The sequence below is a fragment of the Vibrio japonicus genome, from assembly GCF_024582835.1.
GTDB classification, from domain to species: Bacteria; Pseudomonadota; Gammaproteobacteria; order Enterobacterales; family Vibrionaceae; genus Vibrio; species Vibrio japonicus.
In genome coordinates this window covers 2,390,429-2,415,589 of record NZ_CP102096.1, presented here as the reverse complement: position 1 = coordinate 2,415,589, position 25,161 = coordinate 2,390,429, and the positions used below count along the sequence as shown (strand labels likewise).

Sequence of the window (25,161 nt, the reverse complement as noted above, 5' to 3'; positions counted from 1 at the left end):
CATAAATGTCAATAACTTTTAAATGATCAATGTATCAATTTAATAAAATCAAAAAACGATCTTTGAGTGACTTTGATCACCATTTCATTTTTATATTGGTTCATGGAATGTGTAGATGTGATCTTTATCTCATTGTTAAATCTAGACACGTCTGTGTATTTGGTGACTTAGATCTCATTCGACGCTTTTGTGAAATAAAATGACATACTTTATGCGAACGTGAGAAACAAGAAAGGGCAGATAAACTGCCCTGATTGATGTGATTAGTTGGCGTTTAAATAGGCTTTAGAAGAAATATCAGTCCAGGCCCTGACCTTGGCTAAGTAGCGTTTTTGTGACTCGATGATTTCTTTTGCAAGGGGATCTTTCGCTGCTTCTTCTTCCAGTAAGCTGTCAGTAGCATCTCTCATTGCTTTGAGTACTTCTGGCGGGAAGTCTCTCACTTTGATCTCTGGGTATTCTGTACTCATTGTTTCCCAGCTGTTGGCATTGGCGTCGATGGATTGGGTGTACATATCAAATGCCGTCACACGGAAAGCGGTTTCCAGAATGCTCTGTAAGTCTTTAGGTAATTCGTCCCACTTCTTCTTATTCACTAGGAACTGAGTTTCCGATCCTGGCTCGTGCCACGCAGTGTAGTAGTAAGGTGCAATTTTTTGAAAACCCATTCGCAGATCAAAGGCTGGCCCCACCCATTCTAGAGCGTCTATCGTGCCTCGTTCGAGCGAGGTGTATAGCTCACCCGGAGCGATATTGGTTGGCGCAGCCCCAACGCGTGCCATGACTTCACCAGCGAAACCAGGAATTCGGATTTTCAAACCTTGCAGGTCATCAAGCGAATTGATCTCTTTCTTAAACCAGCCCCCCATCTGAATATCTGAGTTGCCGCCTGGGAATGAAAGCAAGTTGTGTGGGCCGTAGACTTTCTCCATCAGCTCCATACCACCGCCACGGTAGAACCACGCGTATTGTTCCGTTGACATCATGCCAAATGGCATTGAGGAGAAGTATAACGTGTTCGGTACTTTACCTTTCCAATAGTATGAACTGGAATGGCCAAGGTCGTACTGACCTGATTTAACCATGTCGAATATACCAAGTGGCGCTTTGTGCTTGTTGGCCGAGTCGACGCGAATCTGTAGGCGACCATTTGACATTTCTTCGGCCAGCTTAGCCATATTTTTCGTCGCTTCACCGAGAATAGGTGTATTTGGTCCCCACGTTTCGGCAAGCTTTAATCGATAGACTTTTTCAGCCGCCAGTGCGGTTGCAGAGAATAAAGCCAAAGAGAGTGTGATCGCTCCTGTTAGTGCTGAGCGAAGAGGTTTGTTCGATAGCAGCATGACTTAACTTACTTCCTTGTTGTTTTGATTATCATCTTGCCTAGCTTTTAGTTAGAAGATTTTTTCGTCAATGTATTTTGTCGGTAAGTTGTTGGGGAAGTTTTGAATGATTTATCTACAAAAGAATTATAGTTTAGATAAATGCACTGACTTTATGAATCACTACATACGATATGAGCAATGTAATCACAATTCTAAGAGGATCATATTAATGCCAAAAGTGCCGCGCGAGTCACGTGGCACTTTGGACGTGACGGATTAATTGCCAGTCTGATGATATTCCAAGTACTGCTGGGCGTGTTCGGACCCCATATAGCGAGCGAGTGTTTTCACTGGAACTTGCTTTAAATCAACCATGATCAAACCATCGAGAGCATTGTTAAAATCAGGGTCTACATTAAAAGAAACTAACTTCCCATTCAGTGCCAAATATTGTCTAAGTAGAACGGGCACGCCTTTACCTTCATCAATACGAGCAATAACACGTGAGAGTAATTGGATGTCTCCCAGTGCCGTAAGCATACTGGTGTTCCATCCTTGGTGCTGATTGGGTAGTGGGTTAGTGGGTGTGACGTATTCCGCTTTTTCGGCATCATAGTGGTGCAGCGTCATGGTTTCTGCGAGGAGTTGCCTAGCTTGATCGCTGTAGTCGTTGCTAATGCTCACCGGGCCAAACAAATGCGTGTATTCAGGATTGCGTTGGATGTAGGTTGCTATCCCTTTCCACAATAACAGAAGCGCCCCCATACTTTTTTGGTACGGTTCATCAATGACCGAGCGTCCCATCTCTATAGATTTACCCATACTTTTCAGAAATGGCTGCTCGTAATGAAACAAGGTTCGCGAATACAAACCACTCAGGCCTTTAGTGTTTAGAAGATCATCGATAAGTCCAAGTCGGTATGCGCCCACTAAACAGAGATTCTCTTTGTCCCAAATAAATAGGTGGAGATAGTGTCGGTCGAACTCATCGATATCGAGCGCGAGTCCTGTACCTTCACCGACGCTCCGGAAGTTTTTCTCTCTTAACCTGCCTATTTCGTGCAGTAGCGATGGAATATGTTCAGAGCTTGTGCAGTACACATCAAACTCACCACTGGATAGCATATGATGATCCTCAGGTAATGCGTCTAGATCTGCAAGTAGATCGTCGAGTGGTAGAGGATCGGCTATCGGTAATTGTTGATCGATGCTAGATGAAATATCTGGGCTTGCTAAGGTTTTGTTTTGCAGCAGATAGGTATTGAGACGAAGGTAATTAACGATTTGGTTATCATTTAGGCCATGGATCTCTTTAAACTTAATGGAGGAGCCTATTGAAAGATTAATATTCTCTTTGGATTTATTAAGCAGTTCTCGTCCTAACATAAGCGTTCGTAGCAATGGATGAACTTTCCCTGCCATATAGAAGCGTCTGGAATTTTGCCCATCAATAAAGACAGGAACAGTGGTTGCTCGCGACTTCTTGATCAAACTACTGACAGAGCGACTCCACTCTCTATCTTCCAGCCTTTGCTCTTTTCTATCTACCAGTTGAGAAACTTCGCCTGCAGGGAACAAGAGCAGTAACCCGCCGTTTTCCAGGTGCTGGTGTGCTTGGCGGAGTGCTTTGAGATTTGCTTTGTGCGCATTTTTTCCTTCAAATACATCCACACCGATAAAGAGTTCATCAAGTTCGGGGACTGTTTTTAGATATTGATTGGCAAGGATCTGTACATCATTTCTCAGCTGCAACAGCAGCTCAGCAAGGATAACGCCTTCTACGCAACCTAAAGGATGATTAGCAACGATTACGGTTGCTCCAGAAGTAGGGATATGAGCCATCGATCCTTTAACTACTTGGTATTCGATCCCTAAGATCTCCAGCGTAAATCTAAGGAACGCTTTCGTGTCGCAATAAGCCGGACGTTGGGCATAGAACTTATCTAATTTACTCAGGCCTGTGGCCCATTCTGCAATGTTTTCACCTAAACCAAAGGGGGTTTTTCTTGGTAAACGAAACGGGCTAGAAACTTCCATATACACCTCGCTAGAACAATAACCCTTAAGAGATTAAAAATCGGATATTGCAAACACGGGTCATTAAGGTGAGAAAACAGTGACAGATCGATGAAGCGTAGATGACACTGGAGCTAAAAGAGAGTGGTAAATCAGGTAGGAAATGTAAGAATGAGAAAGGGATTTTTTTAAAGGCTAACTTGCTCACAGAATGTACTAATTTTGTGTCTAAACTAAAGTTTTATTGCTAACTTTAACTGCGAGGGTAGTGCGCCTTGTTGCTTAATAATATAGAGCTTTAGACTCAGGTAGTAGCAGCGCAAACCAATAGACCTTCGACTTGCTGATCTGGAATAAACCATCTGATTATAAATGTGTGGTTTACGGCTTTTTAAAGTTAAATGCTCGGATAATTGGATGGAAAAACGGGAACCATAAGGTTCCCGTTTTTCATTTTAATAAACGTTGTAAAGCTATTTGCTGCGGTGAACGGCCATGTGCGCCAGAGTTACCAGTGCTTCTTTATAAGGAGATTCTGGTAAAACGCTGAGTTCAGCAATCGCTTTATCTGCCTCATCATAGGCTTTTTGACGTGTGTATTCCAAAGAACCCGTTTCGTCCATCGCGGCCAGAATAGCGTTTAGCTTCTCCATGCCGTTGGCTTTTTCTATCGCTTCGCGAATCATTGCCGTTTGCTCTGGGGTGCCATGCTGCATTGCGTGAAGTAGAGGCAGCGTTGGTTTGCCTTCTGCAAGGTCATCACCTACGTTTTTGCCCATTTCGTCGCCATCGGATGTGTAGTCCATCACGTCATCAATAAGCTGGAATGCGGTACCAAGGAATTTACCGTAGTTCTGCATGGCAAGTTCTATTTCAGCTGGGGCATCGTTTAGGATCGCACCAATTTGTGTCGCCGCTTCAAACAAGCGAGCGGTCTTCGAATAGATAACCTGCATGTAGCTTTCTTCCGTGGTATCAGGATCGTTGCAGTTCATCAGTTGTTGAACTTCACCTTCTGCTATCACGTTAACGGAGTGACTCATCAACTTAAGGATCTTCATGGATCCTAGCTCGGTCATCATTTGGAATGAGCGAGTATAGATAAAGTCACCAACAAGCACGCTTGCCGCATTTCCGAATGCAGCATTTGCCGTTGCTTTACCACGACGCATGTCTGATTCATCGACCACATCGTCGTGCAACAGGGTGGCTGTGTGGATGAATTCTATAAAAGCGGCCGCCGTTGTATGTGCACTTCCTTGATAACCTAAAGCACGAGCAGACAACACTGCCAAAAGTGGACGTATGCGTTTACCACCACCACTGATGATGTAAAACCCAAGTTGGTTGATTAAAGATACGTCAGAGTTTAATTGTGCGTGAATTGTTTCATTCACTTTTGCCATGTCATCGGCAGTAAGCGCTTGGATAGCTTTAAAATCCATGGTACATCCGGCTGAGGTTAGAGCGTATAAGGTATTCTTATCTGTTTTAATCGTTGGATAATACACTAAAAAACGTTGATTAATACATGGTTAAAGGGCATGATTGCCGCACTTTTCTTTGGCGATTAGCTTTTCGCCAATTTTTTCAAAATATGGCTTGTCATAGGGACGTCTCTTCTGTAGAATCTGCGCCCTATTGATGATTAGTTTAGCGCACACCCTCATGAAAGGCTGTGCGGAAAAAGCGGAGTAAGATATGTACGCTGTTTTCCAATCTGGTGGTAAACAACACCGTGTAAGCGAAGGTCAAACTCTTCGTTTAGAGAAATTAGACGTTGAAACTGGTGCAACTGTAGAATTTGACAAAGTTCTTCTTGTTGCTAAAGGTGAAGACATTAAAGTTGGTGCTCCTCTAGTAGAGGGTGGCAAAATTGTTGCTGAAGTTGTACAACACGGTCGTGGCGATAAAGTTAAAATCGTTAAGTTCCGTCGTCGTAAGCACTCTCGTAAGCAACAGGGTCACCGTCAGTGGTTCACTGAAGTGAAGATCACTGGTATCAACGCTTAATCTAATAGGAGAGTTTAACAATGGCACACAAAAAAGCTGGTGGTTCTACTCGTAACGGCCGCGATTCAGAAAGCAAACGTCTAGGCGTTAAGCGTTTCGGTGGTGAGTCTGTTCTTGCAGGTAACATCATTGTTCGTCAGCGCGGTACTAAGTTCCACGCTGGTAACAACGTTGGCCTAGGTAAAGACCACACTCTATTTGCTCTAACTGACGGTAAAGTTAAGTTCGAGACAAAAGGTCCTAAGAATCGTAAATTCGTAAGCATCGACGCTGAGTAATTTAGTTGAGATTAAGAATTTAGGCTTCTAGCTGAATTCAAAAGCCCTGCCAATTCGGCGGGGTTTTTTATTTATGGCGAGTTTGCCAAACATGAATGGAACCAATACTAAGGCACTTTGAAAAAAGTCCCTCAATATTTGTTCCTGGGTAGCAGACGATCTTAGGTTTTAGGTGATCGATCTGAAAGCGGGATCTGCTAGAATTTATGTCATTCACCCTCATTTTTGTGGTGAGATGATATTTGCAACGCAGCTATGGTAAGTAGCAATTGGGCGGAGTAAGAGATGAAATTCGTTGATGAAGCGGTAGTTAAAGTTCAAGCCGGTGACGGTGGTAACGGTGTGGTAAGTTTTTGGCGTGAGAAATTTGTCGCAAAAGGCGGACCTGATGGTGGTGATGGTGGTGACGGCGGTGATGTTTACATCCAAGCTGATGAAAACCTTAACACGCTAATTGATTATCGCTTCCAGCGCTTCTATGAAGCGGAACGTGGTGAAAATGGCCGTGGTGGTAACTGTACGGGTAAGCGTGGTAAAGACAAAGTGCTACGTGTCCCAGTAGGTACGCGTGCAGTAGATATTCACACAAATGAAATTGTTGCCGAAGTTGCAGAACATGGCAAAAAGCTGATGGTCGCGAAAGGTGGCTGGCATGGTCTTGGCAACACGCGCTTCAAATCTTCAGTAAACCGTGCACCTCGTCAAAAGACGATGGGTACAAAAGGCGAAGTACGTGAATTGCGTCTAGAGCTTTTACTGCTTGCTGACGTGGGCATGCTTGGTCTACCGAATGCGGGCAAATCAACCTTTATTCGCGCGGTATCTGCGGCCAAGCCGAAAGTAGCTGACTATCCATTTACGACCTTGATCCCAAGTTTGGGCGTGGTCAGTGTGGTGCCAGAAAAGAGTTTTGTTGTCGCTGATATCCCTGGTCTGATTGAAGGTGCTGCGGATGGTGCTGGTCTGGGAATCCGATTCCTTAAGCATCTAGAACGTTGCCGTGTCTTGCTGCATATGATCGACATTATGCCGATTGATCAATCTGATCCGATCGAAAATGCATTGACGATCATTGATGAGCTCGAACAATACAGCGAAAAGCTAGCAGACAAGCCGCGTTGGTTGGTATTTAACAAAGTTGACCTGATGCCAGAAGAAGAAGCGGATGAAATCATCCAAGGTATTCTTGATGCGCTAGGTTGGGAAGAAGAGTACTTCAAGATCTCAGCAGTGAACAAGCAAGGTACGAAAGAGCTTTGCTACAAACTGGCTGACTTTATGGAAACCTTACCTCGTGAAGAAGAAGAGATCTCTGAAGAAGAGAAAGTCAACTTCATGTGGGATGATTACCATAAAGATGCGATGTCTGGTAAAGACGTTATCACTGAAGATGACGACGATGACTGGGATGATTGGGACGACGAAGAAGACGACGGCCACGTGGTTTACGTTCGCGACTAATTCCTGAAGTTATTTTAAGCCGCAATTATTTATTGCGGCTTTTTTGTGTCTATATCAAATTGCGGTGATGGATAATCCGCAACAATACAGCTTCTTGGCAAGGTTTAGGGCAAGTGTGAACTTTGTCGTTTGAACTTGCAGTAGAGTAGATACTGAAATGGATTCTAAGGGAGTAGAGCAGAATCATGGATTCTAAACAACGGCTGGTTTCTCGCTTGATTGCTCAGGCAGGGCAAATGTTATTGGCACACGGAGCGGAAAGCACTTTAGTTGGCGATTTGATGCGGCGCTTTGGTATTGCCGCAGGTATGGATGAAGTAGAAGTGTCTCTATCTTCCAGCTCGATTGTTGTAACGACCGTGTATCAGGAACATTGTATAACGACAGCTCGTCGTTGCCCTGACCGCGGAATCAATATGCGCGTAGTAACTCAGGTGCAACGGATATGCATAATGCTGGAACGTGGCATTATTGATTACTCTATGGCAAAGGAAAAACTCAACCAGATCAGTCCGGAGCGTTATAACCGCTGGCTAGTTGTGTTTATGATCGGCCTATCATGCGCGGCTTTCAGTCGACTAGCTGGAGGAAATTGGACCGTCTTTGGTATGACCTTTATTGCTTCCGCAGTTGGCATGGTAGTGAGACAAGAAATCGCTCATCGTCACTTTAATCCCCTGATGAACTTCGCCGCAACCGCTTTTGTTACTACAGCCATATCAGCCCAAGCGGTTATCTACAATTTGGGGAATGCTCCATTTGTCGTAATGGCCTCGTCCGTACTAATGCTGGTTCCAGGATTTCCTTTGATCAATGCGGTTGCTGACATGCTAAAAGGGTATGTCAATATGGGGATTTCTCGCTTTGTTATGGCGAGCTTACTGACACTTGCGACTTGCCTAGGTATTGTTGCCGCAATGAGTTTAGTCGGAGTGTGGGGATGGATACTATGATGAGTTTAGATCTATGGCTAGGTTTGCTGAATGATATGATCTTTGCCGCGATCCCAGCCGTTGGTTTCGCTCTTGTGTTTAACGTACCTCAAAAAGCACTGTTGTATTGTGCGTTAGGAGGAGCGATAGGGCATGGAGCTCGCTATTTGATGATGCACTTTGGCATTCCGATAGAGTGGGCGACTTTCTTTGCTGCCATGATCGTCAGTATGGTCGGGATTCATTGGTCACACCGATTTCTTGCTCATCCTAAAGTGTTTACGGTTGCTGCATTGATACCAATGGTTCCAGGCGTGTTTGCGTTTAAAGCGATGATCGCGTTGGTGGAGTTAAATCACAGAGGCTACAGCCCAGACCTCGTTGCAATGCTGATGGAAAACTTCTTGAAAGCGATGTTCATCATCGCAGGATTAGCAGTTGGCCTAGCGATGCCAGGATTGTTATTCTATCGCCGAAAACCCATTGTTTAAGGTAATAGCCCTTAGGAGTAAAGGAATGATCATTAGTATGATCGCCGCGATGGCACAAGACAGAATTATAGGTAAAGACAACCAGATGCCTTGGCATTTACCTGCAGACTTTGCTTGGTTTAAACGCTGCACTATGGGGAAGCCTGTTGTGATGGGGCGTAAAACGTATGAGTCTATTGGCCGCCCTTTGCCTGGCCGTCAAAACATTGTGATTAGCCGAGACTCAAACTTGGTGATTGATGGCGTGACGACAGTAACTTCCATTGATGAAGCGATCCAAACGGCGGGAGAGGCTGAAGAGATCATGATCATTGGTGGTGGTACGATTTATGAGGCGTGCTTAGGCAAAGCGGATAAACTGTACATCACGCACATTGAAGCGAACGTTGACGGTGATACTCAGTTCCCAGTATGGAGCAGCGAATTTAAAGAAACATATTCAGAGAATTATCAAGCTGATGAGAAAAACGCGTATGACATGCGTTTTGTGGTATTAGAGAAATAATCCCGTACATTGCTTTTGAGTGACACAAGGGCCAGTTTTTATGCTGGCCCTTGTTGTGAAAAATGGGTTTACATTGCTTGTTGAGTGAAGAATTTTTTATCTTCCCACCTCAACATGGTTAAGTTCCCACCCCACACACAGCCTGTATCTAAGCCGATAACATCGCCACCTATATAACCTTCTAATGCAGCCCAATGTCCAAATAGAATGGTTTTATCTATTGTTACTCGGTCTTTCAGTTGGAACCAAGGAATTAAGCCTTCCTCAACAACCTCCTCTGGGGATAGTTTGCACTCCATATCCAGACGGCCGTCAGTAAAACAAAAGCGCATTCTTGTATAAGCGTTAATAATGTAGCGGTAACGATCTAAACCTTTAAGCGAATCGCTCCAAAGATCAGGCTGATTGCTGTACATGTTTTCGATCAGCCAAGCCCAGTCATCACTTTTAAGAATCGTTTCAACTTCTCTCGCGTTGGCTCTGGCTTGTTCTAGCGTCCACAATGGAGAAATTCCTGCATGACATACGACAAACTCATCATGTTCCGCAAGCAGCGGTTGTTTTCTCAGCCAAGCTAACAGGTGTTCTTTATCATCAGCGGTAAAAATTGGAGCGGTTTTGTCTTTGTTTTTTAATTTGTGGACACCAAGAGAGACAGCTAATAAATGCAGGTCGTGATTACCTAAAACCACTTTTGCACAGCTTCCAAGAGATTTTACAAAGCGAAGTGTCTCAAGAGATTTCGGACCACGTGCGACAAGATCTCCAGCTATCCAAAGCGTATCTTGCTTAGGGTCGAAGTGAACTTGTTCAAGAAGCTGCTGTAATTCGTCAAAGCAGCCCTGGATGTCACCAACGATGTATGTGGACACAAATTTATCCAAATTTTAATTAGTTAAGAATATTTGGTAGAGCAAGACGAAAGGGCTCAATTTCAGTAAAGAACTCCTGACCTCTCTCATCCAGCATAACATATTGACCCTGCATGACACCGACAGGGGTCTCCAGCGCAGTTCCACTGTTGTAGGTATATTCGTCATTCGCCGTAATAAACGGTTGTTGACCAACGACACCATCACCTTCTACGGTCATTTGTTTCCCATTAGCATCAGTAATGAGCCAGCGACGACCAATAAGTTGAACGGTTTGAGAGCTGAGGTTTTTAATCGTGATGATATAGGCAAATACATAGCGTTTTGCTTCCGGTTGCGATTGCTCGGGAATGTATCTGGTATGAACTTGGACTTTTATACAAGGCGTAGCTTCCATTTAAACTCCTGCGTAAAGCCAAAAAAAGAGTTGTAGGCCATTTGCTTACAACTCTAAGTATATGAAGATTATTTGTGATTTGCGTCTAGCCAGTTTGCTAGGCCCACAAATTGCTCCAGTGTTAGGTTCTCTGGTCGCATAGATGGATTAATTCCAAGCTCTTCAAGCGTCTCTGCGTTAACCAGTGCTTTGTAGCAGTTTCGAACGGTTTTACGACGTTGGTTGAAACCTTCACGGCATACACGTTCTAGCCATTGTAGGCTAGTTGCAGGGTGCGGAAGTACTTCGTAAGGAACCAAGCGAACAACGGCTGAATCCACTTTTGGTGGTGGTACGAAAGCAGTTGGTGGCACTTCTAAAACAGGCACAACTTTACAATAGTATTGAGCCATAACCGTCAGACGACCATACGCTTTGGAACCAGGCCCCGCAGCTAGGCGGTTAACCACTTCTTTTTGCAGCATAAAGTGCATATCTTGAATGTCTTTATGATACTCGAATAAGTGGAACATCAATGGAGTAGAGATGTTGTATGGTAAGTTACCGAAGATACGTAGCTTGTTATTTGGCTTAACAAGTTGTGTGAAGTCGAAGCGCATAGCATCGCCTTCGTGGATGGTTAGCTTATCCGCTAGCTCTGGGTGGGTGCGTAAGCGTTCAGCCAAATCGCGGTCCAGTTCGATAACGGTAAATTTATCGACTTCGCGTCCAACAGGCTCTGTGATCGCACCAAGACCAGGACCGATCTCAACTAGGTTTTGACCAGGTCTAGGGTTAATTGCAGAGACAATACCGTCGATAATATACGGGTCATTTAAGAAGTTTTGACCAAAGCGCTTTCTCGCCTTGTGCCCTAGATGGACATCATTTCTCATAATTTTCTCAAGTTAACTGGTTTTCTTTTCAACTAGCTCAATCGCGTGTGCGAGAGCAGTTCTAAAACTTCCTGTGTCCGCACTACCTGTCCCTGCAAGGTCTAATGCGGTTCCGTGATCAACGGAAGTCCTGATAAAAGGTAAGCCTAAAGTGATGTTCACTGAACGGCCAAAGCCTTTGTATTTTAATACAGGGAGCACTTGATCGTGGTACATCCCTAGTACAGCGTCAGCTTCCTGAAGGTATTTTTCATTGAAGATAGTGTCGGCCGGAAGTGGCCCTATCAAATCAATGCCATCACGCTGTCGCAATGTTTCAAGTGTCGGTGTGATGGTCTCAATTTCCTCAGTACCAAGGCAGCCATCTTCACCTGCATGCGGGTTTAGCCCACACACATAAATCTTAGGCGACGGAATAGCAAATTTTTCCACTAAATCTTTGTTTAGGATATGGATGATTTTTTCCAGTCTTTCCGCTGTTACCGCTTTCGATACACATGACAGAGGAATATGAGTGGTGACTAATGCGACTCGCAGTCCTTCGGTCGCCAGCATCATCACAACTAATGGGGTATGTGACTTTTCCGCGAAAAATTCAGTGTGGCCACTAAAGGCTACGCCGGCGCGGTTAATCACCCCTTTGTGCACGGGGCCGGTGACAATAGCATCAAATTCACCATTCATACAGCCCAATGCGGCTCTTTCTAGTGTTTTTAACACGTAATGGCCATTGGCTTCGTTAAGGGTGCCTGCGACCGTTTGTTCCGCGAGTGGGATGTGCTCAACAATAAGTGAACCTGCTTGCTGAGATACTGCTTTTGATGCAGCGTCGTAGTCAATCAAATTCACTTCGATATTCAGCTGATTCGCCCGCTCTTGAAGCATGTGTTTATCAGCACAAACAACAATTTGGTGCGCCCAGTTGTCTTTAGATAGAGCTAAGACTAGATCCGGGCCGATGCCAGCAGGCTCACCTGCTGTTACGATAATTCGTTTAACCGTCATTTTCGCTATCCTTAACGACTTCAATAAAGGCACTTGCACGTAATTCTTGCAGCCATGCGCTGGTTTCTTCATTAAACTTCCGGTTAAATAAAATTCGGTAAGCTTTATTCTTGAGCGCTGAATCTGTGCGATCGACCTGACGACGGTCCAGCACTTCTACGATATGCCAACCGTGAACCGTTTTGAACGGTTTGCTGATTTTACCAACGGCTAGCGTATCTACTTGGTGCTTAAACTCAGGAACATAAATCTCAGAGGTTTGATAGCCTAGCTCACCATTTTGTGCCGCAGAACCCGGATCTTGGCTGTATTGTTTTGCCATCTCTCCAAAGGTTGCTTCACCAGCACGAATGCGTCGAGTGATTTCGTTGAGTTCTTTCTGTACCCCTTCGTCACTCAGAATTACCGTAGATCGAATTAGGATATGACGCGCATTGATCTCTGTAACAGCAACGGTTTCGAGGCCTTTTACATCTTCAACTTTTAAGATGTGGAAGCCTACACCGCTGCGGAATGGACCAATAATACTGCCTTTGTTTTCTAGATTGATTTGATCTGCGAAGATGGTCGGCATTTCTTCTTTTCGCATCCAACCCCAATCACCACCTTGCAGTGCTTTAGGACCTTTCGAGTAGGTGTACGCCATCGTGCTGAAATCAGAGCCTGCGTTCAGTTTGTTAACAATCTCTTGCGCTTTTGCTTTGATTTCCTGTGGCTCGTCACCGTCATTCAATCTAAGCTGAATGTGGCCGATTTTGTATTGCACAGTGGCATTGGTTTCTTTAGCAAGAATGCTCGCTAAGTTATCCACTTCTGCTGGAAGAATATTAATACGGCGACGAACTAAAGCATTGCGAGCTTCACTAGCGGCAATCTCTTTGCGAATTTGTTCACGAAACTCAGAATAGGTCAGGCCTTGCTCTGCCAACGAAGCCGTGAGTTGCTCAACGGTTTGGTTGTTATTGTGCGCGATCTCTTCGATAGTTTGATTGAGTCTATTGTCATCAATTCGAACACCGATACGCTCAGCTTCTTGTTGTTGCAAGGTATCAATAATCAGCTTTTCAGTCACTTGCTGGCGCAATACTTCTTGTGAAGGCAAAGCCTGTCCACTCTGGTTCGCGTTGGCTTTTAAAGATTTGATTGATGTATCGACATCGCTCTCTAAGATAACACCACCGTTTACAATGACCGTAATCTTATCTAATTCGGTTGGCGCTGCATTTACCAAGTTTACCTGACCGATTACTACCAGTGCTAACAGCGACTGTTTCCAAAATTTCATTCGTATTCCTATCCATTTATTCGCTTGCTGCAGTTAGACAGCAAGCGGGGAAATTAGTTGTTCAAGAAGAATGGACGACCATAGCCCAAGGAGTTTCCTGCACCGCCCATTTCGGTCATATTAGTACCCGCACCTATATTGGTACCAAATCCAACAATACCGAAGTTGATAGTAAAGTTGTTTTCATACTCAGGTGTCGCATCTGGGTAGCTGGCAAAGTAAGGTTCCCAGCTTCTTAGTTGTTTGCTGAACGCGAACCCTATATACCAACAGTCGTCAAGGTAGTTGATTCTCGCCATCCACTCTAACGCTTGGTCTGTGGTTAAGTCATGGAAGTATTGAGCACTAGTGTTCCAGTTGCGATTGATGGTATAGCTTCCGAGTAAGCCCGCTTGAGAGATCCCATCTTTGGTAATTGCATCTAGTGAACCCAAGCTGTCACCCAACGTATCTTCCAGATACTCACGAGTAACATAGCGGTAGTTCCCTTGGATATAACCTTTACTAAAGCGGTACTCGAGCGTGCTGTTGGCTAATTGAATGTCACTAGTGTCAACGTCATACTGAATACCACCATGATAGAACGTGTGGTCATCATAGTTAAAGTCCATTTCTATCGCCCAAGCTGAGAGGCGGGAAAGGCTATCATTGGTTGTATTTGTGCGTTTGTCCGAGTCTAAGTAAACAATTTGGCCAAATGATAAGTTAAGGCGTTCTTTGTAGTTATTATCAAAGAAGCGCGTACTTGCACCATAACTCATTTGGTTAGCACTTTGTATTCTATCAACGCCGCTGTATGCTCGGCTGCGGAACAGGCCGTAGTAATCGCCTTGAAGCAGAGTAGTATCATAGTGCGCGATGTTACTCTGGTCTTTTTCTGGAATGTAAAGGTACTGTACTTTAGGTTCTAATGTCTGCGTATAGTCATCTAAAACCGTGGTATCGCGCTCTAAGATAATGCCAGCCGTTGTTCTAAATTCAGGAATAACACGAGTGACGGTTTCTTCTAGCTCAGGATTATTCACACCATCAAGGTCTTGTTGATAGTAAGTACCCAATAGGCGAGCTTCAGTTGTCCAGGATCCCCATGTCGTTCCAATTGGTAAAGTGATACCTGGTTCTACGTGAACACGAGTGGCGGAAGGTTTGCCGTCGGCATCTGTATCAAACTGCGTGACGTGGCTGATGACATCAAAATCCCACACATCCATGAGCTCTGGCGCGTAATAGTTCATTTCTAACTGAGGCATAATGCGGTAAGGCAAATTGCCGCTTTCTGTAAGAATTTGGAAGTCACGCGTTAGTAGAGTGGCATCCCAGTGTTCGCTACGGTACTGGACACTACCTTCCTGTATCAACTGGCCGTCTTCGCGGCTGCCTATGCCAGAGTCCATATCGACGAAATAGTTAATGTCGCTGACTTTTGAGTATTCAATGTGAAACTTCCATGCTTCATGAAAGATACCGTCATGCTGGTATTGAAAACCCCAACGGTTGCCTTCCTCAGTGTATTTTTTATCGTCAGGTAAGTATTCTACGTCGATGCTGCCTACGCCGAAATTTGTTAGGTAGCGGAATTTATTGTTGAGTTGAGTACCACGCTTTTCCATGTACTGAACGGTTGTTTCCAAATCATAATTTGGCGCGAGGTTCCAATAAATTGGAACCGAAAGTTCAAAACCATCGCTAGAGCCATATGACACCGACGGGTAAAGAAAACCCGTTTTACGAGTATCGCCAATGGGTACAGTTAGAAACGGTAAATAGAAAATAGGTACGTTAACGATTTCAAATCTAGGGTTGTAGAAAGTTGCCTCTTCATCATCTTGGTCAACTTCTATACTTGACGCACGCAAACGCCAAGAGTTGTCGCCTTCAGGACACGATGTGATGCTACCATCTTCAATTTCATACACCGCTTTACCTGTTTTTGATACGTAGACGGCATTTCCTCGCCCAGCTTCACACAAAAACTCATATTTTGTGTTTTCTAACGTCACTTCATCCGTATTTAGATTATTCGTCGCTTTATCGGATACGGTTTTTAGCTGACCGTCACTAAATGCAACATTGCCTTCGGCGACGATAATGTTTTCATTTTCGTGCAGAGTGACTTGATCCGCCTGCATACGTTTTTTACCCTGAACAACGACAACGTTTCCGCTGTACGTGGCTTTGTCACCTCTAATTGCTTCTAGAGTGTCTGCTTCGACTGTGACGGGCTGTTGATTCGAATCTTCTGGCTCTTGTTCGTCGATCAAACATTGATCTATAGCGGGCAGTTCCTGCACACTATCGTCTAACATAGCTTCTGCTTGAGTCTGAGGCACAAAAAGAGCAGCACTGATTGAAGTTGTTAACAAGGTGCGGGAAAAAGGTGACATTGAGTTTTACTATCCTGTTGATCTTGTTATATCCGGTTATCGCGTTTAAGCCAGCTAAGAGGCTTGCATCTTATGAGCGCTTGCCGCTACCGAAATAAAAAATAAAACGGTCCTTATGATAAAGGAATTTATAGCTAACAGCACTATCAGACCGCTTTACGAAGAAAAAATTCATAGATTGAGAGCACATAATGCATATTTTTGGCAAAATTTTAGGGGGCTTTTTTGGCTTTCTTTTTGGCGGCGTGTTCGGCGCATTGTTTGGCGTCTTTATTGGCCATCAGTTTGATAAAGCACGAAGATTACGAAGCGCAGGGTTTAGCACTGGCTTTGGTGGTGGTCCTAGCCAATCTGAGAAACAAGGAGAGTTTTTTAAGGCCGCTTTTTCGGTCATGGGGCATTTAGCGAAGGCGAAAGGTCAAGTTACACGAGAAGAAATTGAGCTAGCGACCTCCATGATGGATCGAATGAATCTGCATGGAGAGCAGCGCAAAGCGGCACAAAATGCTTTTAGAGAAGGGAAGGAAGCTGACTTTCCACTGGATACTGTATTAGAGCGAGTGCGGATCTCAACGGGTGGTCGCTTTGATCTGATGCAGTTTTTTCTTGAGTTGCAAATTTCAGCCGCTTTTGCTGATGGTGAAATTCATCCGAGTGAACGACAAGTGCTTCACAGGGTTGCGAGAGGTTTGGGCTTTTCATCCGAGCAGCTAGAGCAACGCTTACGAATGCAAGAAGCCGCCTTCCGATTCCAACAAGGTGGCTTTGGCGGTCAGGCTGGTGGCGGTCACTCTCATCAATCTGCAGGGGGCTGGCAGCAAGCGTCAACCGCCGATCAATTAAGCGATGCTTATAAGGTGTTGGGGGTGGACAGCGGTGCGGATGCTAAGTCTGTAAAACGCGCTTACCGTAAACTGATGAATGAGCATCATCCAGACAAACTGATGGCGAAGGGATTACCGCCTGAAATGATGAATGTTGCCAAAGAGAAAGCCCAAGAAATCCAGAATGCTTACGATCTAATAAAGAAAGCGAAAGGGTTTTAATACGGATTATTTGTTGATTGCATTCGACGATGAGGTTTCAGGAGCATAGATGATTGTCTGAAATCTCATCGTGGAGAAGACTCTGAATTATTTAACCAATTGTTTTCTATAGTAGAGAAGTACGACTAGTATCAATGGGTACGTTTAATCATCAGAGGTCAAAAAAATGAGTAAAGTCGTCCCTTCTTTCACTCTCGCTTTAGCTGTCTTTTCATCGCAATTATTCGCAGCAGATAAGTATCAATTGGAGCCTAATCTGTCCTCAGTGAGTTTTGCCACAATAAAAAATCAATTTGTCGTAGAGCCAGCAACGGTAGGAGGCTTGCAGGGTGAGATTGACGAGTCTGGGCAGTTTCAGTTGAGTGCAGATTTAACAAGTATCAGCACAGCTGTCCCTATTCGTGATACTCGATTGAACGAACTGTACTTTGAATCAGCAAATCACCCTGTAATTAAAGTGTCTGGCTCAGTCGATTGGAATGCACTTTCTAGCGGGCCTAAAAACATGGTTGTTCCTGCAGAAGTGTCGATGTTTGGCAATAGTAAGCGAATTGATTTCCCTGTCGTCATGGTGCAGGCAGGTGACTACCTGACAGTCAGTTCAGTGTCTCCTGTGATTGTAAATGGGGGCGATTTCGGGATTCCAGCTGAAAACTTAGCTAAGTTGGCAGAAACGGTCGGCGGAATTCCAATCTCTCCTCAGGTACCGCTTAGCATTACGCTTACATTTAAGAAATAGCATATTATTAAGTGCTACCCTGTGGTGGTCATCCAAGAGCCTGATGATTTTCCTTATCAGGCTTTTTTAATTTTGATAGCTCCTACGAGCTTACCACCTATAAACATCATAGCTCTGACTAATGAAAGTTCTCGCCTATGCCCTGTCGGTACTTCTTCTATGCTTTTATCTTATGCTCTCTGATAAACCTTCACGTTTTTGTCTAATATTATGTAGAGCCAGAACGAGATAAGCATTACGTAACATCAAAGAAGCTCGCTCACCTCAGATACACAATCTGCTTGCTCTAGTAAATGTTCACACTCTGTTTGGATGAGTGACACACACAGTTCTATGTGTTCACGTTCTCCATCATCGATTCCTTGAGCTTCGGTAAGGTCAATCGCTTCCTTCAGGGCATTTTTTATAGCACCAATGGTTTCTATCATTATGGAAGACATTTTGGTGCCTGAATAACCGAGCAGAGCGCCGAACTCAGCTAAATCATAGCTGGTGATAGGGCGTTTGAAGTTACCTTTCGGCGGATTTTGAAAGTCTTCGCTTTCCCAATCTCCAATCGACATTGCAAAATATTGAGGGATACTGGCGGCACGACCCTCATCAGCGGACAATTTACCGCTGCGTGAGTTGCGTTTTGCTCCCTCTTGAGCGATAGCTTCTATGTTTACTAAATCATAAAAAGGGGTCAGTTCAAGGTCTTTAGGGGTGACGAAGAAGCTAATATTTTTACCATGAGCATCGTAGTTTAGAGTTGCTAGATTAAAGAGCATCCATTGGGTAAGCTTTAGGTTAGTGATTACCGTGTCTATGGTTTTGACGTTTAGTAGGCGTGGGAAAGAAACGCCATCACGCATATATACGCCATCGCCTTCATCCCCATTCTGACGCTCGTATTTGTAACCTGGAGGTAAGTCAGTCGCCTGACAGCCATCAATCACATGTTTTCGTTGAACGACATCACGAGCATCAATATAGGCACGATCGAACCGCTCTATGATCAGTGTCCTAGTCTTCCCAATGCGAGTTAACTCAACATTGGCGACGTCCAAACCTGATAGCTTGGCTAATGTCATGCAAAAGAACTCATTAACAGCAATACATGGTGCTTTACCGCTTTCAAACTTCAGAATGTAGTTCGAACTTAATTTTCCTTCACCAAATCCCCATTCATCACCGCGCTTAAGTAAGTTTAACTTGTTTTGAACACCAGCAACCGAAAGGCGAACCTTACCGTCCCAATAAACTAATGGTGCTAGATTTCGCTCTAGTCGTTCTACTAGCTCCTCATTAGGTACAGCTCTAAAGCTGGTTTCCCCAGGTTCTGAGTCTGGAACTCGAAAAGACAATGCGCCAGATGTTTCCGCACCAAGCTTGCGAATCAGCCCGAACGTGTTGCTTTTGGAGATAGTGGTGTTTTGTATCATTTCCTCAAAGGCTTCTCCTTCAGGAAGGAGATTTCTGAGGTAGTTCTCAATACTACGTGGCGAAGCCCGATCATCGAAAGGGATGTGTGGCGAAATTGGGAAACCAGTGTGTTTCCATTCATCTTCATAGATGAATGAGAACTCTGTTTCTGTTCCGACAGGAAGAATCAAACGACCAATTTTGGTATTCGTACCGATAAACACGTCTAACTGTTGTAACTTACTCATACCAACCGTCCTCATTGCTTCTCACGCTGTTTTCAGCTTGGGAGGTTATTTGGCTATGTGGACGAACAAATAGGTTTAAATCGATAAGGCGTAACGATAGCCCTAAGATGTCCATGAGGACGAGTACATTGGCAAAGGTGACACTGCTATCGCCTTTTTCTACTTTCATGACTGTTCTACGAGATAAGTTGGCTTTTGAAGCGAGATCATCAATACGCCAGCCTCTATCGGTGCGCTTTGAGCGAATGGCGCTCCCCAGCGTTTCCATACTGAACTCGGTATTCAAATCAGGCATAGGTTGTGCCTTTACCATCTTACCTTTTTTCATAAGTGCCTTTTAATGTACTTTTGTCACTATTGGGTTCGTCTTAATATATAAGTTCACTATAACTCACTTTTGTCGTGGCTGTATAAGAAATTATCTATAAGTGCAATTTAAGTTACTTATGGTTGGTTTGCGAGTTTAATACCTCTCTTTGTTATCTATGAGAGAGTTTTATCAGCCAGAAGGACACATTTGGCAACAGCGTAGTATTCGGATTAGTATTGGGAGAAGACAGAGAAGAGTGCGTGATCGGGGCTTACCTGACCCATTACCTGACCCAAAATCGTCAGGTACAAAAAAAGGTTAGTAAACACTACGCTTACTAACCTTCTAGAATTTGGTGGCCCCTCGCAGACTTGAACTGCGGACCAATCGATTATGAGTTAGCCACTAACGCAGTAAGTCTAGGAAAACCGAGGTAAATTAAGCGTAACTAAAAATACCTTAAAGTATTTACTAAACAGTAGTTTATCGTAGTTATGGTGAAAGTGTCAAAACTAGTGACTGTACCTCTAGTGTACCTTTTTTCGGTACAGCACTTACACTCTGTGATATCAGAACTCTCCGATCGCTTGCTTTCACCACTTCTGCACCCTAGAACGGAAGAGGTTATCTATCCCCGCTACAAAATCGGCTAGTCAGCACATAATAGACACGTTTCTTTTGTCATTTCTTGACCACCTTTTATCAATGTCAGATTATGAGCTTAGTGGATTATTGGTGGTTAGATAGACATGTTCTGTAGTTGCAGAGTGTTTAAGAAAGTTAACCCTATAAATCAATGTGTTGATGTGACGGTGTCTGTGTTTTCTTAAAATATTATATAGACAATGTCTGCTTAAAAAAGGCTGTTATATTTCAAGAAGGTGTGGTAGTGCATTTATTTGGCGAAAAAAAGATCATTGCTGATCATGGTCATCAAGAACTTATTGGGCTTGAGCAACAAGAAAGATTAGTCGACGCATTTTGTAAGTTCGTGTGGTCAGATAAGTGGTCAGAGCAATCAAAAGCCCTTCATTTCATGCCAACCATTTTACTATATGGTCCTCCGGGGACAGGCAAAACTACATTGTTATCAAATCTGGCAGCTGAGTTGGAAGCAAATTCCTCTAAATATTACCGAGAAAGCTTAGACCTTCTTGTTAACAAAGATCTAGGTGAAACATCTAAAGCGATTAAAAGCTTGTTTGATGAACTTAAAGAGCAAGCCTCTTGTGGTAAAAAGGTGTTCTTACAGATAGATGATGTTGACTCGCTCCTGTCTTCTAGGTACTTAAGTAATGAATCTTCGGGGGTTAGACGAGGTGTAAATACGTTTCTTTCCCAATTAGATGAGCTTTTATTAGAGTCTTATGACTTTATGCCCATAATAGCAGCTACAACTAACATGCTTTCACATTTGGATTCAGCGGTTAAAAGGCGTTTCTCTTTAAAAGTTGAGGTGAACCCAGTATTGAATGCTAAGGAAATAGAAGCTCTAATTAGTCCAATGCTAGATATTATTTCCAAAGAGTTAACTATTGACTTCCAAGAGGTTGAGTCGCTAGTGCATGAAAACACGCTAACGCCAAATGATTTAATTTTGGTTATGCAAAGGTTTTTTTTACAAGATCTCATAGGTAATCGTTTTTGTGAAAAAGATGTTCTAGAAGGTTTACGGAGCACGGAGTCTTCTAGCTCTACATTTGAACAGCAAAGAAAGTCTTTTTCTTCGCTAAACAAGGAAGACTAATGGGTAAAAAAAGTTCCGGAAGGAAAGCAATTGAATCCTACATTAAGCATGAAGATATGGTTGATAATGCTGTAAAGTTAGGTAAAGCCAATGGCTTGGATGTATCTCCTACAGAAGGTAATGATCCTAAAGGTGATGTGAAAGTTATAGCCAAGGATACTAAGGCATTTTTAAAGCTGCTTGGTGAAACAATTGATAAAAATCAGGCTAAAAGAGGTGAATAAATTGCCAAGTGATGACGATTACATTGAGGTTAAAGTATATTCCAGCGGAATTTACCCTGGTAAAGCGAAGAAAATTGTAGAGCAAGGGGTAAAGGGAGTTATTTCCGGAGGGAAAATATCAGATAACGCGAAATCGGTATTTGATGACGCAGGAGTGTGGTATAGAGAAAACGTTGAACCTACAGATCTCGAGTCCGAAGGTTCTGAATCAGAGGGGGCTGAATAGCATGGATTTTGACTTTTTTAATGAATGGGAGCAACTTGGAACAGTTAAAGTTGGTCGCCATTTATCTGGAAAAATTGTAAGGTTAAAGTCGCTTGAGAAAATGGATGTGGTTCAATCAACATTTCCAGAGGGGCACTCCGACGAAGGCTGTGAAATCGAGCGGTATGAATTAGGAAATATAAAGTATCTGTTTGCAAAGGAAATTAGCAATATCCTTTCTGATGAATGCTATAAGCTTTCAAAAGAACCTGAAGAAAGCTCAAAAGTTGAACTTTCTAATGAAACTAATAATCCGCAAGTCTTAGTGAAGTTACTTGCTTTACTTTTAGATCATAATACAACCCATTTTAGCCTTGGGTAACGAGAAAAAATATAACAAGCGCCTACAATCTGACCTCCAGCCACTGTCTCCTTTTGTGCAAAAAACGCACAAAAGGCGCTTGTGTCTTCCGGCAGTTGAGGCGGGCGTTATGTGTAACTAAAGCGTATACGATGAGTTTTAATTCTTGGCGAAGTTTCTTTACATTTAGTTGGGCGGTTAATCGGAAACAGAGATATATTCTTGACGAAGAATCTCAACGTTTTCTCAATGCAATTATCGAAACGTGCCAAGAGCGGGAATTATCGATACCTAAAGGTGCTACGGTGTGGCGTGCGCAAAATGGGCATGCATGGAGACCAATGTATCAAACTGACCCAGAAACTGACGAACAAGTGCACGTGGACGATGTACCTATTCCTTTCCCTCATTCAAGAATGAAACCTCTAGAGGATAGTGCTTCAGAAGGACGAGCGAACTCCAAAGGAATACCTTGCCTTTACGTGGCAACTAATAAAGAAACAGCTATGTCAGAAATAAGGCCTTGGCTCGGTGCTATAGTTTCGCTAGGGGTATTTAAAACAACAAAAGATTTAAAAATATTAGACTTTTCCGTTGAACATGGCGTTAGCAATACTAATTTTCTTTTTTACTTCAATGAACCGAGCGAAGAAGAGAAGAAAAAAGCAGTTTGGTCGGATATTGATAATGCATTTTCTAAACCGGTAAGAAATTCAGATTCCACATCAGATTATGCAGCAACACAAATCATATCAGAGTTTGTAAAATCTAGGGGTTATGATGGTATTGCATATAAAAGCTCGTTAGCTGATGGACATAATATAGTTCTTTTTGATCTCGCTTCAGCAGAGGTTTTAGGTTGTCAAATCCATGAGGTATCTAAAGTTCAGTTTGAATTTAAAAGAATCGAAGAACACTAAGAACATAACTTGAGTATTGTTACACATAACAAACGAGTATGGCGTTCTCTAGTTAACTTTTCGCCATATTCTCATTCCAAACAGTACCTATAGCGATCAATCAAACTATGATCGTTTAGTCCAGCCTCTTCTCTCCAACACTTCTTTCATCTTGGCCGACGCAGCTTTCATTTCCTGGCGCAGATCTTCAATCTCTTCAGGCGTGAGTGGCCTTAGCCCATCCTGGTCTAGTTGCTCAGAACTGGATAACTTGGCTTCTTTTCTCTTTCTCAGCTCCTCTCTGGCCCATTTTGACGACTCCTGCATGTCTTTCCTCAAGTTTTCCTTTTCGGCTTCTGTGAGGGGGCGTGGTAGCTCTGTATCGGGTACTTTTCTTTTCATACTGCGTCTGACTCTCTCGGTGAGAAGATTTTGGTGGTTTGAGTCGATTACCTTCCTGGCGTAAAAACTATCATCTCACCATATGCTCAGGTGCTCAATATGTGAGCTGTTATTACAGCCAGGTGATCAAGCTTCCAATGGGAGTCCAGAGGGGCTTGCCCCTTTGGGCATAGCGCAGCGTAAACTTTCAATACCTACTTAAAAAGTTTATTCATGACGAGGGACGAGGCATGAATAAACCAGTGATAGAGCTTAACCGTTAGGTTAATGAAGTAACCACTTGTTATACCGGATTCTTTTATCAACTCTCATTTTTTCGGAACGCTTGTAGGTACATCAAAATGGAGTCTGTTGAACAGACTCAACTGAGTTATGTCAGAGGGATACGGTACAAGATTTTAGATATGTTTAGGTTAAAACTTGAGCGTTAGCGTTGGTGGCTGATTTGAAGACGTGACAAGTCGACCAAAGCTAATTGGCATGAAAAATTAGGGAGTGCTAATGAATGGGTGGGTATCTCAAGTCGAGCGGTGTTAAGCCTGTATCAAATTGCCCCTGGAATGATTCTGTTTGTGTGGCTTCGTCCACTATCGCTTTAACTCGCTTCTCCTGGGCCATTTTACTAAAGTAGGTAGGCCATACGTTACACCGACCTGACTTTTTTAACCGCTCCAGTGCATGGTTTCTTTGTTCATCCAGCCAGCCCGACTTCAAACGAAGCTCTTTCATCAGTTTCATGGTTAACCACTTGAGTCCAGCCGTCCCACGAATTTGACCGTCTTGGTTACGAATATCCATGTTGGCACTGTTGAGGTAGCCTGCTTGCGTTAATTTATCGATATAACGAAACCAAGAGGATTCAGGCATTGTTTCGTTATACATTTTTTCATACCGCTTGATCATGGCTCGGTGTTTGACTGGATCATTAAATGCGGTCTTTGGTACTCCAATGCGGAATGTTGCCCAATCCATATAACTGATGAGAACAGTTAAGACCCGAAACGCTCTGACTCTTACGCGACGCTGCATATCTCTGTGAGGGCTAATCAGTGAATTTAGAGACCTGAGAACAAAGGGTTTGTCCTGAAAGTGCTTCAGCTTGTCTATCAAGCGGCGAGTAGCCTCTGGTACGCTACCTTGTTTTACTACTCGCAGAACTACACGTACTTCAGAGGAATAGCCTTTGATTGCTGTCGGTGTTGTCTTAGTGTTCTTGCGTGACATGATATCAGTCCTCACAAGATACATTGGATAGGGTGAAATTTAAGCACTTTAACTCTGTGTGAGGTGCTCTATAATGTTTTATTGTCATGTTATACCTCTCAGGAAGGTTAATGTGAAAATGCGGGCCGGTGTTGCGAGCACCGGCCTGTGTGTCTTTATGATTTGCGTTACTTGAACGGCCAACCTCTGGTTTTGTTGGTTTGCTTATTCAACGACATCATTCCTCGATACGCCTTGTTTGCCACTTTGTTTTGAATCCCTTCCAGCACGTCAGCTAAGCGGTAAAGCTGCTTACTGTATTTGGTGGAGTGTGCCCACTGACCAGCAAAATAAAACGCCAGCATCACCAGGAACATGACCGCGAAAAACGCGCCAAAATCGGTCCAGTTTTGAGGTGGGAAATGTAGTTCCATGCTTGTTCTCCTCTATGCCTAATGGTGAAGTCCTGGAGGCCTGTTCTCTCAGAACTTCGGTGTGTGATTCTTTAGCCAACCGTCCACCTGCCCGCTAACA

General features: G+C 43.6%; 27 protein-coding genes. 13 read left to right on the top strand and 14 right to left on the bottom strand.

Annotation, left to right across the window (positions count from 1 at the left end; all coding sequences use genetic code 11):
- Positions 1-263 precede the first annotated feature (263 nt).
- The 3 genes from NP165_RS11335 to ispB form a co-directional block, all read right to left on the bottom strand.
- Complete coding sequence (locus NP165_RS11335; protein ID WP_257084061.1) at positions 264-1,343, bottom strand: TRAP transporter substrate-binding protein; 1,080 nt, start codon at positions 1,341-1,343, stop codon at positions 264-266.
- Positions 1,344-1,601: 258 nt separating this feature from the next.
- Entirely contained in the window at positions 1,602-3,362 is a 1,761-nt protein-coding gene (locus tag NP165_RS11330; RefSeq protein WP_257084060.1) for a bifunctional lysophospholipid acyltransferase family protein/GNAT family N-acetyltransferase, read from the bottom strand.
- Positions 3,363-3,814: 452 nt separating this feature from the next.
- On the bottom strand, positions 3,815-4,786 hold the full coding sequence (gene ispB, locus NP165_RS11325) for an octaprenyl diphosphate synthase (RefSeq protein ID WP_257084059.1): 972 nt from the start codon (positions 4,784-4,786) through the stop codon (positions 3,815-3,817).
- 256 nt (positions 4,787-5,042) lie between these two features.
- Between ispB and rplU the strand changes: the two genes are divergently transcribed.
- The 6 genes from rplU to folA all read left to right on the top strand — a co-directional run bounded on the left by rplU (position 5,043) and on the right by folA (position 9,021).
- Positions 5,043-5,354 carry a 50S ribosomal protein L21 gene (rplU, locus tag NP165_RS11320; RefSeq protein ID WP_257084058.1) on the top strand — a complete coding sequence of 104 codons (312 nt, stop codon included), beginning with the start codon at positions 5,043-5,045 and terminating at the stop codon, positions 5,352-5,354.
- A gap of 20 nt (positions 5,355-5,374) precedes the next feature.
- Positions 5,375-5,632: a 50S ribosomal protein L27 gene (gene rpmA / locus NP165_RS11315; RefSeq protein ID WP_053394236.1), complete on the top strand. Its 258-nt coding sequence runs from the start codon at positions 5,375-5,377 to the stop codon at positions 5,630-5,632.
- A gap of 285 nt (positions 5,633-5,917) precedes the next feature.
- Complete coding sequence (cgtA, locus tag NP165_RS11310) at positions 5,918-7,093, top strand: Obg family GTPase CgtA (RefSeq protein WP_257084057.1); 1,176 nt, start codon at positions 5,918-5,920, stop codon at positions 7,091-7,093.
- Between the two features lie 185 nt (positions 7,094-7,278).
- Positions 7,279-8,046 (top strand): threonine/serine exporter family protein, encoded by a 768-nt coding sequence (locus NP165_RS11305; RefSeq protein WP_257084056.1) that lies wholly within the window; start codon positions 7,279-7,281, stop codon positions 8,044-8,046.
- Positions 8,043-8,516: a threonine/serine exporter family protein gene (locus tag NP165_RS11300; protein ID WP_257084055.1), complete on the top strand. Its 474-nt coding sequence runs from the start codon at positions 8,043-8,045 to the stop codon at positions 8,514-8,516. Before NP165_RS11305 ends, NP165_RS11300 begins: the two co-directional genes overlap by 4 nt.
- A gap of 25 nt (positions 8,517-8,541) precedes the next feature.
- Positions 8,542-9,021 (top strand): type 3 dihydrofolate reductase, encoded by a 480-nt coding sequence (folA, locus tag NP165_RS11295; protein WP_257084054.1) that lies wholly within the window; start codon positions 8,542-8,544, stop codon positions 9,019-9,021.
- A 68-nt stretch (positions 9,022-9,089) separates the two neighbouring features.
- Here the strand turns inward: folA and apaH are convergent, their stop codons facing one another.
- The 6 genes from apaH to lptD all read right to left on the bottom strand — a co-directional run bounded on the left by apaH (position 9,090) and on the right by lptD (position 15,839).
- The gene (gene apaH, locus NP165_RS11290) at positions 9,090-9,893 is read right to left on the bottom strand and encodes a bis(5'-nucleosyl)-tetraphosphatase (symmetrical) ApaH (RefSeq protein WP_257084053.1); all 804 of its coding nucleotides are present in this window, start codon (positions 9,891-9,893) and stop codon (positions 9,090-9,092) included.
- A gap of 19 nt (positions 9,894-9,912) precedes the next feature.
- Positions 9,913-10,290, bottom strand: coding sequence for a Co2+/Mg2+ efflux facilitator ApaG/CorD (gene apaG / locus NP165_RS11285; RefSeq protein ID WP_257084052.1), 378 nt, complete (start codon positions 10,288-10,290; stop codon positions 9,913-9,915).
- Positions 10,291-10,358: 68 nt separating this feature from the next.
- Positions 10,359-11,165: a 16S rRNA (adenine(1518)-N(6)/adenine(1519)-N(6))-dimethyltransferase RsmA gene (gene rsmA / locus NP165_RS11280; RefSeq protein WP_257084051.1), complete on the bottom strand. Its 807-nt coding sequence runs from the start codon at positions 11,163-11,165 to the stop codon at positions 10,359-10,361.
- A gap of 12 nt (positions 11,166-11,177) precedes the next feature.
- Positions 11,178-12,170: a 4-hydroxythreonine-4-phosphate dehydrogenase PdxA gene (pdxA, locus tag NP165_RS11275; RefSeq protein WP_257084050.1), complete on the bottom strand. Its 993-nt coding sequence runs from the start codon at positions 12,168-12,170 to the stop codon at positions 11,178-11,180.
- Positions 12,160-13,455: a peptidylprolyl isomerase SurA gene (gene surA, locus NP165_RS11270; protein WP_257084049.1), complete on the bottom strand. Its 1,296-nt coding sequence runs from the start codon at positions 13,453-13,455 to the stop codon at positions 12,160-12,162. Before surA ends, pdxA begins: the two co-directional genes overlap by 11 nt.
- Before the next feature lie 53 nt (positions 13,456-13,508).
- A complete protein-coding gene (gene lptD / locus NP165_RS11265) occupies positions 13,509-15,839 on the bottom strand; it encodes an LPS assembly protein LptD (protein ID WP_257084048.1) in 2,331 nt (776 codons plus the stop codon).
- A gap of 191 nt (positions 15,840-16,030) precedes the next feature.
- Between lptD and djlA the strand changes: the two genes are divergently transcribed.
- Both djlA and NP165_RS11255 read left to right on the top strand, forming a co-directional pair.
- On the top strand, positions 16,031-16,885 hold the full coding sequence (gene djlA, locus NP165_RS11260; protein ID WP_257084047.1) for a co-chaperone DjlA: 855 nt from the start codon (positions 16,031-16,033) through the stop codon (positions 16,883-16,885).
- A 166-nt stretch (positions 16,886-17,051) separates the two neighbouring features.
- Positions 17,052-17,624 carry a YceI family protein gene (locus NP165_RS11255; RefSeq protein WP_257084046.1) on the top strand — a complete coding sequence of 191 codons (573 nt, stop codon included), beginning with the start codon at positions 17,052-17,054 and terminating at the stop codon, positions 17,622-17,624.
- A gap of 245 nt (positions 17,625-17,869) precedes the next feature.
- On the opposite strand, the gene NP165_RS11250 is transcribed toward NP165_RS11255, so the two are convergent.
- Entirely contained in the window at positions 17,870-19,276 is a 1,407-nt protein-coding gene (locus NP165_RS11250; protein ID WP_257084045.1) for a HipA domain-containing protein, read from the bottom strand.
- Positions 19,269-19,604 (bottom strand): helix-turn-helix domain-containing protein, encoded by a 336-nt coding sequence (locus NP165_RS11245; protein ID WP_029863732.1) that lies wholly within the window; start codon positions 19,602-19,604, stop codon positions 19,269-19,271. Before NP165_RS11245 ends, NP165_RS11250 begins: the two co-directional genes overlap by 8 nt.
- A gap of 871 nt (positions 19,605-20,475) precedes the next feature.
- Here NP165_RS11245 and NP165_RS11240 point away from each other — a divergent pair.
- The 5 genes from NP165_RS11240 (at position 20,476) to NP165_RS11220 (ending at position 23,043) form a co-directional block, all read left to right on the top strand.
- Positions 20,476-21,333: an ATP-binding protein gene (locus NP165_RS11240; protein ID WP_257084044.1), complete on the top strand. Its 858-nt coding sequence runs from the start codon at positions 20,476-20,478 to the stop codon at positions 21,331-21,333.
- Entirely contained in the window at positions 21,333-21,557 is a 225-nt protein-coding gene (locus NP165_RS11235) for a hypothetical protein (protein WP_257084043.1), read from the top strand. Before NP165_RS11240 ends, NP165_RS11235 begins: the two co-directional genes overlap by 1 nt.
- Positions 21,517-21,783 (top strand): hypothetical protein, encoded by a 267-nt coding sequence (locus tag NP165_RS11230; protein WP_257084042.1) that lies wholly within the window; start codon positions 21,517-21,519, stop codon positions 21,781-21,783. The genes NP165_RS11235 and NP165_RS11230 overlap by 41 nt, the downstream gene beginning before the upstream one ends.
- A 1-nt stretch (position 21,784) precedes the next feature.
- The gene (locus tag NP165_RS11225) at positions 21,785-22,144 is read left to right on the top strand and encodes a hypothetical protein (protein ID WP_257084041.1); all 360 of its coding nucleotides are present in this window, start codon (positions 21,785-21,787) and stop codon (positions 22,142-22,144) included.
- A gap of 131 nt (positions 22,145-22,275) precedes the next feature.
- Entirely contained in the window at positions 22,276-23,043 is a 768-nt protein-coding gene (locus tag NP165_RS11220) for an RES family NAD+ phosphorylase (RefSeq protein ID WP_101411111.1), read from the top strand.
- A gap of 105 nt (positions 23,044-23,148) precedes the next feature.
- Here the strand turns inward: NP165_RS11220 and NP165_RS11215 are convergent, their stop codons facing one another.
- The 3 genes from NP165_RS11215 to NP165_RS11205 form a co-directional block, all read right to left on the bottom strand.
- Complete coding sequence (locus tag NP165_RS11215) at positions 23,149-23,424, bottom strand: hypothetical protein (protein WP_257084040.1); 276 nt, start codon at positions 23,422-23,424, stop codon at positions 23,149-23,151.
- Between the two features lie 498 nt (positions 23,425-23,922).
- Positions 23,923-24,648 (bottom strand): hypothetical protein, encoded by a 726-nt coding sequence (locus tag NP165_RS11210; protein ID WP_257084039.1) that lies wholly within the window; start codon positions 24,646-24,648, stop codon positions 23,923-23,925.
- A gap of 167 nt (positions 24,649-24,815) precedes the next feature.
- Complete coding sequence (locus tag NP165_RS11205) at positions 24,816-25,061, bottom strand: hypothetical protein (RefSeq protein WP_158141132.1); 246 nt, start codon at positions 25,059-25,061, stop codon at positions 24,816-24,818.
- Positions 25,062-25,161: the final 100 nt, after the last annotated feature.

Bases quoted from the DNA above. Each gene is read 5' to 3' on its own strand.
- NP165_RS11335 (WP_257084061.1), bottom strand. From the start codon at position 1,343: ATGCTGCTATCGAACAAACCTCTTCGCTCAGCACTAACAGGAGCGATC.
- NP165_RS11330 (WP_257084060.1), bottom strand. From the start codon at position 3,362: ATGGAAGTTTCTAGCCCGTTTCGTTTACCAAGAAAAACCCCCTTTGGT.
- ispB (WP_257084059.1), bottom strand. From the start codon at position 4,786: ATGGATTTTAAAGCTATCCAAGCGCTTACTGCCGATGACATGGCAAAA.
- rplU (WP_257084058.1), top strand. From the start codon at position 5,043: ATGTACGCTGTTTTCCAATCTGGTGGTAAACAACACCGTGTAAGCGAA.
- rpmA (WP_053394236.1), top strand. From the start codon at position 5,375: ATGGCACACAAAAAAGCTGGTGGTTCTACTCGTAACGGCCGCGATTCA.
- cgtA (WP_257084057.1), top strand. From the start codon at position 5,918: ATGAAATTCGTTGATGAAGCGGTAGTTAAAGTTCAAGCCGGTGACGGT.
- NP165_RS11305 (WP_257084056.1), top strand. From the start codon at position 7,279: ATGGATTCTAAACAACGGCTGGTTTCTCGCTTGATTGCTCAGGCAGGG.
- NP165_RS11300 (WP_257084055.1), top strand. From the start codon at position 8,043: ATGATGAGTTTAGATCTATGGCTAGGTTTGCTGAATGATATGATCTTT.
- folA (WP_257084054.1), top strand. From the start codon at position 8,542: ATGATCATTAGTATGATCGCCGCGATGGCACAAGACAGAATTATAGGT.
- apaG (WP_257084052.1), bottom strand. From the start codon at position 10,290: ATGGAAGCTACGCCTTGTATAAAAGTCCAAGTTCATACCAGATACATT.
- rsmA (WP_257084051.1), bottom strand. From the start codon at position 11,165: ATGAGAAATGATGTCCATCTAGGGCACAAGGCGAGAAAGCGCTTTGGT.
- pdxA (WP_257084050.1), bottom strand. From the start codon at position 12,170: ATGACGGTTAAACGAATTATCGTAACAGCAGGTGAGCCTGCTGGCATC.
- surA (WP_257084049.1), bottom strand. From the start codon at position 13,455: ATGAAATTTTGGAAACAGTCGCTGTTAGCACTGGTAGTAATCGGTCAG.
- lptD (WP_257084048.1), bottom strand. From the start codon at position 15,839: ATGTCACCTTTTTCCCGCACCTTGTTAACAACTTCAATCAGTGCTGCT.
- djlA (WP_257084047.1), top strand. From the start codon at position 16,031: ATGCATATTTTTGGCAAAATTTTAGGGGGCTTTTTTGGCTTTCTTTTT.
- NP165_RS11255 (WP_257084046.1), top strand. From the start codon at position 17,052: ATGAGTAAAGTCGTCCCTTCTTTCACTCTCGCTTTAGCTGTCTTTTCA.
- NP165_RS11250 (WP_257084045.1), bottom strand. From the start codon at position 19,276: ATGAGTAAGTTACAACAGTTAGACGTGTTTATCGGTACGAATACCAAA.
- NP165_RS11245 (WP_029863732.1), bottom strand. From the start codon at position 19,604: ATGAAAAAAGGTAAGATGGTAAAGGCACAACCTATGCCTGATTTGAAT.
- NP165_RS11235 (WP_257084043.1), top strand. From the start codon at position 21,333: ATGGGTAAAAAAAGTTCCGGAAGGAAAGCAATTGAATCCTACATTAAG.
- NP165_RS11225 (WP_257084041.1), top strand. From the start codon at position 21,785: ATGGATTTTGACTTTTTTAATGAATGGGAGCAACTTGGAACAGTTAAA.
- NP165_RS11220 (WP_101411111.1), top strand. From the start codon at position 22,276: ATGAGTTTTAATTCTTGGCGAAGTTTCTTTACATTTAGTTGGGCGGTT.
- NP165_RS11215 (WP_257084040.1), bottom strand. From the start codon at position 23,424: ATGAAAAGAAAAGTACCCGATACAGAGCTACCACGCCCCCTCACAGAA.
- NP165_RS11210 (WP_257084039.1), bottom strand. From the start codon at position 24,648: ATGTCACGCAAGAACACTAAGACAACACCGACAGCAATCAAAGGCTAT.
- NP165_RS11205 (WP_158141132.1), bottom strand. From the start codon at position 25,061: ATGGAACTACATTTCCCACCTCAAAACTGGACCGATTTTGGCGCGTTT.